Annotated in this window: 3 protein-coding genes; all 3 read right to left on the reverse strand. The window is 66.8% G+C overall.

Annotated features, from left to right (window positions below; translation table 11 throughout):
* Positions 1 to 24: 24 nt before the first annotated feature.
* From J1M86_RS19180 to J1M86_RS19190, 3 genes are read right to left on the reverse strand one after another with little or no spacing between them, the layout of a single operon-like run.
* Positions 25 to 12,444 carry a non-ribosomal peptide synthetase gene (locus tag J1M86_RS19180; protein ID WP_206510983.1) on the reverse strand — a complete coding sequence of 4,140 codons (12,420 nt, stop codon included), beginning with the start codon at positions 12,442 to 12,444 and terminating at the stop codon, positions 25 to 27.
* Entirely contained in the window at positions 12,441 to 14,057 is a 1,617-nt protein-coding gene (locus tag J1M86_RS19185; RefSeq protein WP_206510984.1) for a (2,3-dihydroxybenzoyl)adenylate synthase, read from the reverse strand. The genes J1M86_RS19180 and J1M86_RS19185 overlap by 4 nt, the downstream gene beginning before the upstream one ends.
* A complete protein-coding gene (locus J1M86_RS19190) occupies positions 14,054 to 14,716 on the reverse strand; it encodes an isochorismatase family protein (protein ID WP_075841026.1) in 663 nt (220 codons plus the stop codon). The genes J1M86_RS19185 and J1M86_RS19190 overlap by 4 nt, the downstream gene beginning before the upstream one ends.
* Positions 14,717 to 14,720: the final 4 nt, after the last annotated feature.

The raw sequence follows: 14,720 nt of genomic DNA on the forward strand, positions 1-14,720 counted from the left end.
CGAACCTATCCCAGAATGGGGGTGCTACGTTTTCACACCCGATCGGTCGATGAGCTCCGCAACCGCCGCGACAGTCTGTCTGCTCAGCAGTTCGCCGACATCCACACGTACCGACAGTTCGCGTTGCAGCCGCGAAATCAGACGCATCGCGGCGAGTGAATCTCCACCGCAGTCGGCGAACCCGTCGTCGCTGCCGATCTCGTCCAGGCCCAGCACCTCGCGGTAGATCGCCGCTACCAACCGCTGGGAGGGCGTCGACAGACTCGCGCCGCCGGCGCGGACAGGCGGTTCGGGAAGCGCAGCGCGGTCAAGCTTGCCGTTGACCGTGAGCGGGATGTGGTCGACGGTGACGATCTGGGCAGGTACCAGGTGCGCGGGGACTCTGCTACGCAACTCGGCCCGCAGGTCTCGGGTCACCGGCGGGTCGCCGTCCACCACGTACCCGATGAGCCGGGCGACGGGCCCGTCCGACAACACGTTGGCGGCAGCGCGGGCCACTCCGGGAAGTGCCTCGAGCGCCGACTCGACCTCCCCCAGCTCGATGCGGATGCCCCTGATCTTGACCTGCCGGTCGACGCGGCCGAGGTACTCGACACGGCCGCCCGCGAGGTAGCGCACGAGGTCGCCGGTGCGGTACATCCGCTCGCCGGTGCCATATGGATCCGCCACGAACACCGAGGCAGTCTGTCCGGATCTCCCTCGGTAGCCGTGCGCTGCGCCATCGCCGGACATGTAGAGCTCGCCTGCAGCACCGACGGCCACCGGCCGGAGTCCGGTGTCGAGTACCCGCGCGCAGGCGTTCCGGACCGGCCGGCCCAGGCAGGGTGTGTCGCTCTCCGCCACAGCCGAGCCCATCGCATTGATGGTGAACTCCGTCGGACCGTAGAGGTCGTAGCCGTCGACGCCGTCCTGCTCGCGTAGCCGGGTCCACAGTTCCTGTGGGACGGCCTCGCCGCCGAGCATCACCAAGACCGGCACATGCGCGCCCGACGCCACATCACCGTCCAGCAGTCCACCCGCGATGAGTTCTCGTGCGTACGACGGTGTCACGTTCACGACGTCGATTCCCACCTCGCGGTAGTGCTGGACCAGGCTGATCGGGTCTGCCCGCGCTGCCTCGTCGATGACGTGCAGGTGGTGGCCCGCCAGCATCCAGAACAATTCCTCCCACGACATGTCGAAGGAGAACGAGACCGTGTGCGCGATGCGGAGTTGCCGCCCACCGACTTTTCGTTCCGTCCGCTCGAAGATCTCGGTCCGATGGTTGTGGAACATCGTGGTCAGACCGCGGTGCCCCACCTGGACGCCCTTGGGCTTGCCGGTCGACCCCGAGGTGTAGATCACGTAGGCCGCTTGATCGGCGTGCCGCGGTCCCTCGACTCGACATGCCGGAACCTGCGGTGCGGGATTGTTGCCCGCGAGAATCGCGCTGACCTCCGGCGACCACAGGTCGACGACGTTCAGTGCGGAAACACCGGCGGTGACCTCGAAAACCCGATCGGTCTCGGCGCCCGCGACGATCACGGTGCGCGCCCCGCTGTCCTCCACGATCTCCTGCAGACGCGCGGACGGGTGCCCGAGATCGAGCGGGAGATATGCTGCCCCGGTACGCATCACGGCGAAAATCGCCGCGACATGATCGGCGATACGCGGCAACAGCAGCGCAACCACGTCGCCGGCACCGACACCCGACGCCACCAGACACCGACCGAGAGCGGTGACGCGTCGGTCGAGTTCGCCGGCGGTCCACGTCTCACTGCCGCACGTGATCGCCGGGGCATCGGGCGTCGCTGTCGCGCGTTCGGTCAGTAGCGTGTCGATGCTGCCCTCCGGCTCACCCGGCCCCGGCACCCGCATTCGGGATGCGGTGAGCGGCGTGGCCTCGAGGTCATCCAGCCCGCGACCGGTGTCGGCGATCGTTTCCACCTCGCACAGTGCACCGAGCATCTCCAGCATCGTCTCCAGCACCCGTTGTGCAGTTTCGTCGTCGACGAGGTCCGGACGGTTCTCGACGGTGACTTCCATTGCCCCGCTACGGCTTCGCGGGTCGACGTCGAGGGTGATCGCGTAGTGCGTGGCGTCCGTGGCCTCGGCCGCGGTGATGCCGGCGCGGCTGAGAACATCGAACCGTTCCGCGTCGCCTCCGACGTTGCGGAATACCAGGAGCGTGTCGAAGAGCGAGGCGAACCCTGCGGCCCGGGAGATTTCCCCGAGCCCCATGTGCTGGTGCGGGATCAGGGCGCCCTGCGCGGTGAACACCTCACGGAGCAACGCCCTGGGCGAGGTGGACGGCCGCGCCTGCACCCGCACCGGCACGGTGTTGAGCGTCAATCCGACCATGCGGTCGACGCCGGGAACCATCGGGTCACGCCCGGCCACTGTGGATCCGAAGACCACGTCCTCGCGTCCGGTGATCCGGCGAAGCGTCAGTCCCCAGGCCACGGACACCACCGTCGAGACGGTGACGCCATTCTCGGCGGCCAACCTCGAAATTGCGTCGCGGGTAGCGTCGTCGAGTGCTCGCGTGTGCAGATTCGGCAGCGTCATCGTCCCCGGTTGCGCTTCGGCGGCGATCGACGTCGGTTCGGCCAAATCGGCGAGATAGTCGGACCACTCCTGCGCACCTGCCACGTCGTCGTGGGTGGTGAGTTGCCGCAGGTGATCGGTGAAGTCGGCGGGCGCATCGAGTACCCGCTGCACGACGGCCACCAGCTCGTCCTCGCTCGTTCCCGCAGTCACCAGCATCTTGGCAACGCCGAACATCACGAACAGCTCCGAGAACATCACGCCCTGCGACCATGCGTCGGTGAGCAAGTGGTGCTGGGTGACGATCAGGTTTTCGGTGCCGACCGCATCCTTCGCAATCACCATGCGCAGCAGTGGGCCTCGACCGAGATCGAACGGCCGAGCGAACTCCTGCGCCGCGAGCTCGTCGACATCACTGGACGGCACCGACGCAATATCGACCGCTACCGGTGCGATGATCGCGATGGGGTCGTCGAGCACCGAATGCGTGAACGCCGCAGCGAGATTGGGGTACCGCTGCAGCAGCGCAGCCGTCGCGACTGCGAGGGCAGACCGGTCGATGGTCCCATCGAAGGTGAACCGATGCTGAACGTGATAGTTGTCCCCGCCGTCGCCGGGCCCGGTCGCGGACTGGAAGTACATGCCCCGCTGCAACGGTGTCAGCGGAAGCACCTGCTGCCAACCCGGGTGGTCACGATCGAGGAGCGCACGCGCGTCCTCGTCCAGTTCGACCAACTCCGCCTGCGACGCGGGCTTCGGAGCCGATTGCTCGGCACGGCCGACGAGTTCGGCAAGCGTGGCCGCATCGAACACGTCGGCAACGGAGAGGTGCACTCCCCTGGCTGCGGCCGCAGATACGAAGCGCACGGCCGCGATGCTGTCTCCGCCGGCCGCGAAGAAGCTGGTCTGCGGGTCCACGACGGTGCCGAGCACCTCGGTGGCCGCAGCGAGAAGTGCACTCGATTCCGAGACCTCCACGGGCGAGCTGGGCGTGGGTACAGGGAGGGAGTTGCGATCGAGCTTGCCGTTCAATGTGCGTGGCAATGTCTCTACGACGGTGATCGACTGTGGCACGAACTGATCCGGCAGGGTATCGGCCAGCTGGGCCCGCATCGCTGCCGTGTCGACTCTCGACGGATCCACTCTCGACGGATCGACGACTACGTACCCGAACAGCCGCGCCGAGCCGTCGGCGATCTCGGCCACCTTCGCCGCTGCGTCGCGGACACCGCCCAGCGCTCGCAGGGCGGTCTCCACCTCACCGAGTTCGATGCGGAATCCGCGCACCTTCACCTGATCGTCGGTGCGGCGGAGGTATTCGAGACGATCGCCGCGGCGACGAACAGCGTCGCCTGTGCGGTACAGCCGCCGACCGGGCCGATGCGGGTCGGCGATGAACCGCGTCGCCGTCTGCGCCGGCCGGTTCAGGTAGCCACGCGCGATCTGCGAGCCGCCGAGGTACAGCTCCCCCTGCGCGCCCTCGGGGACCTCGCGAAGCAGCTCGTCCAGCACCCGTGCGTGGACGTCGGTCCAGGGCGACCCGATGGTGACCGGCTCGTCGTGCTGCATGCGGTCCGCCGTCGCCCACACCGTTGCCTCGGTGGGGCCGTATACGTTCCACACTTCCTCGCTGATCGAGGTGAGCTGATTCGCCAGCTCGGCGGGCACAGCTTCGCCGCCGATCAATGCGCGGACTCCGCCGCTGTAGGGCGTCGCCAGCAGCAACCGCCACAGCGACGGGGTCGCCTGCACGACGGTGGCCCGATAGTCGAGGATGGACTGCGCGAGCAACGCCGGGTCGACGACAGTGGCCCGCGGGACCACCACGACGCTCGCCCCGACCGTCAGCGGGCACAGCAATTCGAGCACCGCGATGTCGAAGGACACCGTGGTGACCGCCAGTAGCCGGTCACCCTGTCGAAGCCACCCGAGCGCCGTCGCCGCGTCTGCGAACGCGGCGAGATTCGCGGTGGTGACCATGACGCCCTTGGGTGTTCCGGTCGTCCCCGATGTATGGATGACGTAGGCAAGGTCATCCCCGGCGGACGGAACAGGCGGCAGAGCGGCTGCGGAAACACAGGTGGTGTCGACCGTCAGCATCGGCACGCTCATCCACTCGATGCGGTCGGCGACGCTCGTGGTGGTGAGCACGCAGACCGGTCGTGCGTCGTCGAGCATGTACTGCAGGCGCTCACGCGGATAGTCGACGTCCAGCGGAAGATACGCTGCCCCGCATCGCAGTACCGCCAGCAGCGCGATCGGCAAGTGACGGCCGCGTTCGACGGCGACCCCGACAACCGAGCTCGCGCCCACTCCGCGCGAGGTGAGTTCGCGTGCAAGCGATTCGACCTCGGCACCGGCCTCGGCGTACGTAACCTCGTGACCGTGGGCCACAATTGCAATCTCGCTCGTACGTTCCTGCACCTGAGTCAGGAACCGGTGGATCACCGACTGCGGTGGCTGCTCGCGGGTCGGTGAATTCTCGTGAGCACTACCCAACTGCGTGATCGGGCCGTCGGGCTCGCGCACGACGTGCGCAAGCGCCGCGGAGATCTCGCCGAGCAGCGTCCGAGCGGTGGCCTCGTCGAACAGGTCGGCTGCGGCTCCCAGTGCGAGCTCGACGCCCGACTCGGACTCGCGAAGCCACACCGACACATCCATGCGCGCCGGTGGATCCATCGGTTCCATCGGAGTGGCGAGGACGTCACCCAGCATGACGGGCGGTCCGAGGACCTCGTAGCCGACCATCGTCTGGAAAAGCGGATGCCGCCCGGCACTGCGTTCGGGCGCCAGCGCGTCGACCACCCGATCGAACGGAACATGCTGGTGCGTCAGGGCATCGAGACCGGTTGCGCGAATCCTGTCGAGCAGTTCGGTCGACGTCGGATTGCCCGAGACGTCGATACGATGGACGACGGTGTTCACCAGATACCCGACGGTGTCGCGGAAGCGACCGTCAGCGATGACATCTCGGTCCGACACCGTGGTGCCGAGGGGGATGTCGATGCCGCTGCCGAATCGGTGCCATGTTGCGGCCACGGCGGCTTCCAACACCATCAGCGGGCTGACGCCGTGCCGAATCGAGGCCGTTCGGATGTCGGTGGTCAATGCGTCTTCGAGTCGACGGGACACTCCGACCGACCGATATGTCGGGCGGCGAGGTCGAGAACGATCCGTCGGGAGTTCGAGCTCCGCCGGAAGACCGTCGAGTTGCTCCGTCCAGTACTGCAGCGATTTCTGGACCTCACCGGACTCCGCCCGCGCGCGGTCCACGGACGCGAACTCGGCGAACGTGGGTGCGGTGCTGTTCTGGTCGGGTCGACGCCCTTCCCGGCGGTCGGTGTAGGCCACGGACAGCGCATCGAGCAGCACGGGCACCGAGGCCCCGTCGATAGCAATGTGGTGGACCACGATCACGAGCGCCGACCATCCCGGGCCGCGCAGGTGCGTCGCGCGTGCCGGTACCGCTCGCTCGATGTCGAACGCAGCGGCAGAGTCGTTCCCAGCGGCTAGGTCGAGCTCTCGGCGCACCTCCTCGGCGACCGGGCCATCGCATTCGCGAGACTGCAGCTCGGGAATGGCATCGGTGGGCAGCACGAGCACTGTCGGATCTCCGGTCTCCGACGCCGGGTAGCACGTGCGCAGGATCTCGAACTGCGACAGCAGGTCTCGCCACGCCGCCCGCAGCGCATCCGGGTCGACATCACCGTCGAGCTCGAGCACGATCGGAACGTCCTGCGCGTGCGACTCGACGTCGAGGCGCTGCAGAATCCACAGCCGCTCCTGCGCCGAGGACAGCACCGGCTCGGTGGTCACGGCGATGTCGGACAGAGGTCCAGCTGATGTTTCTCGCGATACCGCCGCCAAGGAACGTGGCGTCCGAGCTGCGAAGATGTCGGCGACGGTGACGGTGATACCGCGTCGGCGTAGACCACTGACCACCCGCATCGCCGCGAGCGAATGCCCGCCTCGCTCGAAGAAGTCGTCGTCCGGTTGCACGGGCATCTCGAGCACCTCGGTCAACACCTCGGCAACTGTTTCTACCGTGCGTAGATCCGCATGCCCGCCCTGGGTCTTCGGGATGAGACGAACCGGCGCATCCGGTAGCGCTGCCACCGACTGCGGCGCATACTCCGCTGCTGGGCGGCCGAGGTCGGCGAGCATGGAGCCGAGAATCTCGGGAAGCGCCTGCGCGACGGCTGCTGCAGTGACATTTTCGACCACCGACGGGTCGTGATCGAGAACGAGTCTGAATGCATCACCGGGAGGGGCCAGCAGCGACAGTGGGTACTGCGTGAGGCTCAGATTTCCGAGCCCGGTGATGCGTGTTTCACCGTCGTCCTCCAGGTCGCTGTCGAGAACCCCGGGGTAGTTCTCGAACACCACGAGCGTGTCGAACAGGCTGGTTCCGCCGGGCGCGTCACTGCATGCCTCGATCTCGGACAGCGACAGCTGCTGTGCGTCGCCCAGGTCGTACTGGTCGGTCTGGCTCTCGTGCAGCACCTCTCGCATCGGGCGATGGTCCATTCGAACACGCACGGGCACGGTATTGCTGAACAGGCCGATCATCTTTTCGACGCCGCTCAGGTCGGACGGTCGTCCGGACACGGTGGTTCCGAACACCACGTCCTCGCGGCCGACCAGCGCCTGCAGTACCGCGCTCCAGGCGCCCTGGACGATGGTGTTGACGGTCAGTCCGTTCTCGCGCGCGAGGTCGGTCAGCTCGGTCCCCAGGTTCGGCGAGACCGACACCTCGGTGGTCACCACCTGTGTGCCGGTGCTCTCACCGCGCGCCACCACGCTCGGCTGGGTCAGCCCCTCGAGTCGGTGCCTCCACGCGGCCTTCAGTTCGCTGCGATCGAGTCGGGTGAGCCATTGGAGGTAGTCGGCGTAGTCGGCCGGTGCGGCCAGGCCTGCGCTGCCCTGGTTGTAGTGATGCACCAACTCACGCAACATGATCGGCGTCGACCATCCGTCGGTCACCAGGTGGTGCGCGTTGAGCACCACCTGCGTCCTTCGGCCGGGAAGACGAAGCACGTGCCCGGCGAGAAGTGGTCCGCGTCGTACGTCGAACACTCGGGTAGCGGCGGAGCGGTGTACCTGCGCAGCCGCAGCATCTGCTGCGGCCACAGACAGTGCGCGTAGATCGGTCACCGCCCACGGGATGTCGATCGACCGCGGAATCGTCTGCACCGCTGCGCCTACGCCCTCGAAGTGAAAGCCCGCCGCGAGATTGCTGTGCCGCGCGACGACCTCGGAGAACGCGGTACGGAGTCGGTCGCCGTCGAGGTCGCCGGCCAGATCGACGATCGCAGTGAGTGTGTAGACGTCCTCGTCGGCGTAGCGAGCAGCATGCGCGAGCAGCCCCTCCTGCAGCGGCGACAGTGGGAGCACGCGCAGCAGTGGCCCGGTGATCGATTCGAGATAGTCGATCTCGTCCTGCGTCACCTCGACCAGTTCGCAGTCCGACGCGCTCAGCCCACCGGGGTACAGCGCAGCGTGCGCGGCCATCGCCTCGAGGGCGTCGGAGAAGTAGCGCTGAAGGTCTCGGACGGTGCCCTCGTCCAGGAGTTCTCCCGCTGCAGTCCACTCCACTGCCAGCGAAGGCCCGTCTGCACTGTCGTGCACGAACGCGTTGATCCCCAGCACTTCGGTGAGCGTACGAGTATGGGGCTCGATGACCCCGAAGGCGTCACCGCCGAGTGCGCGCCAGCCGTTCCCCGACAGGCCGGCAGGCTTGCCGAGATAGTTCAACACCACCTGCGGTGCAGGGCGCTCGGCGAGGGCAGACCCTGCATCGTCGAGGTAGCGAAGTACGCCGTAACCGGCGCCGTCGTCCCGGCCGATACGCCTGCGCTTCTTGACCTCGTGGATCATTTCGGCGAGGACCACTCCGCCGCCGAATGCCTCGGCGAGGCGGGCATCGCTACCGAGGAAAGACACGGGCGCGGAGATCGGATATTCGGTGGTGAACCAACCGACGGTGCCGGCGCTGAATTCGTCTCGGCCGTGCCCTTCCATCGTGACGGCACAGTCCAGGGCGTGCGGGCCGCGTAGTGCGCGCAGCGCGATCGTCACTGCAACGAGCAGTACCTCGTCGGGTCGGGCGGTGTACTTCGTGCACAAATCGTCCAGAACGGCCGCTGTCACCGGGGCCGGTGCGGCAGTGCGAGTGACCGCCGCGGTCGCGTGGGTGTCGACTCCGCCGCGTGGAGGCTGGGAACAGATCGCCTCGGAGTCCGGGCCGAGGACGGAGTTCCAGTGATCGGACTCGTCGAGGTAGCGGTGCCGCGAAGCGTGTTCGGCGAGTTCGATGGCGCGATGCCGCCACGACCGGCCCGTCACCGGTGGCATAGGTCGCCCGTTGATCGCGTCCACGAGATCGGTCAGCAGCACCGGCCACGAGATAGCGTCCACGGCGAAGTGGTGCACGACGGTCAGCACTCGGTCGGGGCCCCCGGTCATCCGGACCACAGCCATCCGCAGCAGATCTCCCTCACGCGGCGACAGTTCCGCTGCGCAGGTGCGAGCGTAGGAATCGGCAAGAGCGTCGAATTCGCCCGAGTCGACGGGACCGTACGCTGTGATCACTGCTGTCCGGCCGTGGTCGGGAATCTCCACCGCCTCGGCATCGCGAACGATCATCCGCAGCGCCGGGTGTCGTTGCAGCAGCATCGAAGCCGCATCTGCGAGGGCAGCCTCATCGATCGAGGCGCCCACCTCGATCGCCGTCCACTGTGCATACGACGCCACCGCGTCGGGCGAGTCCACCCGCAGGACCCCGCGCATGATGGGGGTGCTCGGGGCAACGCCGGTCGCGATGTCCTCGACTGCGGCGTGCTGGTCCGATTCGAGCTCACGGCTCGCCGCGGCAAGTCCCGCGAGATCGCGGCCCGTCAGGAGTTCCTTGGGTGTCAGGACCCATCCGCGGCTGCGCAGGCGGCTGCTGATGCTGATCGCACCGATGCTGTCGCCGCCGAGCGTGAAGAGGTCCGCGTCGAGTGGGACGGACTCGTGCCCGAGCACATCGGCGACGACGGCGCACAGTGCGTGTTCCGCTGCGGTACTCGGATGGCTGTCTCGGGAGGTTCCGGAGGTGGGCGCGGGCAACCGAGCCCGATCGACCTTCCCGTTGACGGTCACCGGCATCTCACCCAGCACCATCACGATCGAGGGCACCAGGTGATCGGGTACCCGGGTCAGCATCTCACGTCGGATGTCGTCACCGGTGCGCTCCGTGGTGGCGCTCACGTAGCCCACAAGTTTGGCTGCGGGGCCGGTTCCCGTACACACGACGACGGCCGAGGACACCGAATCGCATTGTGCAAGTGCGGCTTCGACCTCACGTAGTTCGACGCGGTGGCCGCGGATCTTCACCTGATCATCGGCACGGCCTCGGTACTGGTAGCCGGACTCGGGATTCCAGCGGGCAAGGTCGCCGGTGCGGTACATGCAGGTGCCGCTCACGAACGGATTCGCGACGAACCGCTCGGCCGTCGACCCCGGCCGGTCCAGGTAGCCACGAGCAAGCTGGGGGCCCGCGAGATACAGCTCTCCCGTCTCGCCGTCGAGGACCGGGTGGAGCGCCGAGTCGAGAAGGTAGGCCGCGGTGCCGTCGAGCGGACGCCCGATGTGCACGTCGGCGCCGGTGACGTCGGCGGAAATCGCGTCGACGGTGGCCTCGGTCGGGCCGTACATGTTGTACACCCGGGCGCTGCTGCGAGCGAGTTGTTCCGCGACGGAAGTCGGAAGCGCCTCCCCGCCGACCACGATCGTCGACACCAGTCCTGCTTCGATCAACCCCGCCTCGATCAGGAACGTCGCCATCGACGGAGTGGTGTCGACGACGTCGATTCGGTCCGTCCGAAACCTCTGCACCTGCAGCTCGGCGTCGCGCTGAACTTCGCTGTCGTACAGATGAATACGGTGGCCGTCGAGGATCCACAGCAGCGGGTCCAGTGAGGCGTCGAAGGCGAAGGACGTGGTATGAGCGATGTTCAACCGGCGTTCGCCGGCCCGGGACGCAGCGTCGGCATACAGGGAGGCGCGTTGACGCGCGGCGAGATGAGCCAGTCCCCCCGAGCGCACCACCACACCTTTGGGTGTTCCGGTCGAGCCGGAGGTGAACAGCACGTACGCCATGTCCTCGGCCCGGCGGGGACCGGCGAGTTCGTCCGCACTCAAGCGGGTCGTACCGTAGGCAAGCAGATCCGACAGCTCGTCAGCACGCAGCACCAACGACGGGCGCGCGAGTTCGACGAGACGGTCGAGCCGCTCACGCGGATAGGCGGGGTCGAGTACGACGTAGCCGGCGCCCGCCTCCCAGACCGCGAAGATGCAGGCGACCATGTCGACCGAACGCGGAAGTGACAGCGCAACGATGTTTTCGGGGCCGATGCCTCGATCGCGAAGCAATCGCGCAATGCGATAGGTGCGCGCGGCGAGTTCACCGGCCGTCCACACCGTGTCCGAGTCGCTGATCACGATCCGATCGGGATCCTGGTGGACCATGTCCGCGAACACATCGGCAATGGTCGGGGTTGGGCCGATTTCGAGCGAGGGCGGCGTCCACCCCGCATCGAGGCGACCGATACCGATGCATCCCAGGCGTGGACGTTCCGGGGTGCACAGCGCACCGATCAGATCTGCGAACCCGTTGATTCGGGCAGCGGCTAAGGCCGCCGAGACCGTGCGGGCGTCGACCTCGAAACCCAGCATCATCGCTCCGCCGTCGATCGGCGTCGCAGTCAGCCCGAGTTCTTCCGGCGGCCCGCCGGCCACGTTTCTCAAGGTGCCGACCGCGCCGGCGAAGTCCAGGTCGAAGTCGAATGCCTTGAGGTTGATGCCAACCCCGTGCAACACGGCACCGGCACCCGGCGCTGCAAGGTCGCGGACGAGATCCTCGCCGCGATAACGCTGGTGGGCGCGGAGATCATCGAGCGCCGAGGCCACCGCGGAGGCCAACTTCGCGATGTCGTCAGCGAGCGAGACCGACACTCGCAGCGGGAGAACATTGACCGCCATCGACGGCGTGGTCAGGGCGACGCGGGTGGTGCGCACCATCACGGGCAGCGCGAGAACGACGTCACCGGTGTGGTGCAGCCGGGCGACGAATCCGACGTAGGCGCCGATGAGTACGTCGGCCCACGTGCAGCCGGTCTCGTCGGCGACATGCTTCAGATGGGCCATCTCCTCGGCGTCGAGGACGGCGCGGGCGGAATGCGTGCTCGTCCGGTCCTGTTGGGCCGAGTCCAGATCGGCAGTTCCGCGTCCGTGCAGCTCGGGGAAAGGTTCGAGGCGCGCGCGCCAGTACTCGCGATCGGCGGCGGCATCCTGGGAGGTCCGGTACACCTGGTCCTCGTTCACGACGTCGGTGAACGAGCCGAACGGGTTGGGGCGCAGTCTCCGTCCGGTGATGGCGGCGGTGTATCGGGCAGCCAGTCGCCTCGAGATCATCGCCGCGGAGTATCCGTCGACGATGAGGTGGTGGTAGAGCTGCACGCACCACACCTGTGTCGGTGACAGCACGATCAGGGTGTACGAGAAGAGCTGCCGTTCGACCATCTCGCGAGCCTCGGCTGCGGCGTCGAATCGGATCTGCGTCACCAATTGCTCGGCAGCCGAACGGGGGTCGGCCTCGTCCTGCACATCGAGAATCGGCACCTCGAAGGACTCGATCGGCTCGATCCACTGTCTCGGTCCGGCCTCGGTCAGCGCGAAGCGCAGCCGCATCGTTTCGGCCTCGTCGACGGTTTCCGAGATGGCGTCCAGGAGAACACCGGTGTCGATTTTGTCGTCGCCGGCGGAACCGTCGATCTCGAGCACTTCGCCGACGAGGTAGTACGGCGAGTCCGGTTCGAGTCGTTGCGCGTTCCAGATTCCGAGCTGTGCGCCGGTAAGCGGTAGATCGAGTGTCATTTACCCTGACTCTTCTTGTCTATCTTGCCCACCGATGTCGTGGGGAATTCGGTGACGAACTCGAACGTGTCCGGAATGGTGTAGGCCGCCACCTGACGTTCGGTTCGCAGGAACGCACGCAGCTGCGCCGCGCTCGGGGTCTGTGCCTCGGGGTCACGCCGGATGACGAACGCGCAGATCCGCTCGCCGAGTGCATCATCCGGGATCCCGACCACGGACACGTCGTGAATGGCGTCGTGGGCCAGTAGATGGTTTTCGACCATGGCTGGTGCGACTTTCTCACCGCCCCGATTTATCTGGTCCTTGCTACGGCCTACCACCTGCAGGTATCCGCGACTGTCTCGAATCACGATATCGCCGGTGATGTAGAACCTGTCGTGTGTGAACGAGCGTCGATTGTGTTCCGGCGCAGCGAAGTATCCGCGAATGGTGTACGGACCCCGTGTCTGCAAATGTCCCGGCTCGCCGTCCGGCACCGGCGTGCCGTTGTCGTCGACCACTCGGATCTCGTCGTCCGGTGAGATCGGCCGGCCCTGGGTGGTGAACACCGTTCGGTCGTCGTCGCCGACCCGGGTGTAGTTGACCAACCCCTCTGCCATCCCGAATACCTGGGTCAGCGAGCAACCGAGTTCCGGGGTGACCCGCCGTGCGACCTCTGCGGGCAGCTTGGCGCCGCCGACCCAAAGGGACACCAGCGACGATATATCTGCAGTGTGTCGTACCGAGGAGTTCAACCACGCCATCAGCACCGGCGGGACCAGGGCGGCATGGGTGACCGAGTGCTGTTCGACGAGGCGCAGGCACGTATCGGGGCTCGGATCCGGTGCCATGATCACGCTGCCACCGACAGCGATCATGCCGAGCAGGCCCGGGGAGCTCATCGTGAAGTTGTGCGAGATCGGCAGCGCGGCAAGCATCACCGACCTCTCGTCGACCGCGCAGATGCGGGCACTCTCGCGCACCGAGTAGAGGTAGTCGTCGTGGGTGCGCGGAATCAGCTTCGGGGTTCCGGTGGTTCCCCCGGAAAGCTGCAGAAACGCGACGTCGGACGGCAACGCGCGGGCGCGGCGCGGCAGCGGTACTGCGGTGGTCCAGCTCTCGTCACCGGCCGGAACGAGAACGGTGGCCACGGAGGGGATTTCGCGCGCGATATCGGCCGCGATATCGCGGTAGGACGTGAGTCCGACACGGTCGACGGTGACATACGCACGCGCCGAGGTGCCCGCACAGAACTGGCGGATCTCGGCGAGGCGATGTGCGGCCAGCGCGAACACCGGTAGGGCGCCGAGCTCGAACAACCCGAATACGACCTCGACGAACTCCACGGTGTTCGGCAGATGAACCACCACTCGGTCCCCGCGCCCGATTCCCCGCGAAGACAGTTCCCCGGCGACGAGTTGTACGCGCTCGTCGAGCTGGGCGTAGGTGAGGGTTCGCACGGAGTCGACAACGGCGACGCGATCGGCATGGTCCGAGACGGTTTTCGCAAGGAGGTCCGAATGTGTCTGTCCGATCCAATAACCCCGCTCGCGGTACTGTGCGGCAACGTCCTCGGGATACGCGATGACGCCGTCGAGCTGCAGCGGGACGAGCTCCTTCGCGGGTGCACTCATCGGGCAGCGCCTGCGGCGACAGCCTTGCGCTCGAGGGCGAGCGCTACCTCATCGGTGGTGACGACGGCGCCGCATCGCTTGGCTGCGTAGGTGGCGGCCAGGATGTGCTCCTCGCGCGAGAAGTCGGCGGTGGCGTCGAGCACCAGGAACGGATGCACGTCGGACATGAATGCCTCTGCTGCGCTGAGCATGCAGCCCATGTGGGCGTAGACGCCGGTGACGATCAGTTGGTCGCGGCCGTGGTGACCGAGCAGTTCGCGCAGGTCTGTGCGTTGGAATGCCGAGTAGCGCCACTTGGTGACCTCGATATCGCCGGGGCGCGGGGCGAGGGCATCGATGATCTGGGTGTCGCGTCCGGTTCCGAGGCCCGGTCCCCAGAAGTCCGCGAGAATGCCGCGACGCGAGGGGTGTTGGTCACCGGGCTGCATCGTGTACACCACCGGTATGCCCAGCTCTGTTGCACGGTCGCGTAGCGAGCCGATGTTGTCGATGACGGACGAGATCATCTCGGGTGCATCGATGTAGGCGTCGATGAAGTAGTTCTGCATGTCGTGCACCAGTAGTGCCGCACGGGTGGGATCGAGCTGCCAATCCACTCTGTTGTCGGGGATCTCGCTGCGCACGGGCATGGTGTAGCTGGAAATTCTCGGTATCGCCATCGCG

Origin of the sequence: Rhodococcus sp. KRD197, from assembly GCF_017168235.1 — a bacterium.
GTDB lineage: Bacteria > Actinomycetota > Actinomycetes > Mycobacteriales > Mycobacteriaceae > Rhodococcoides.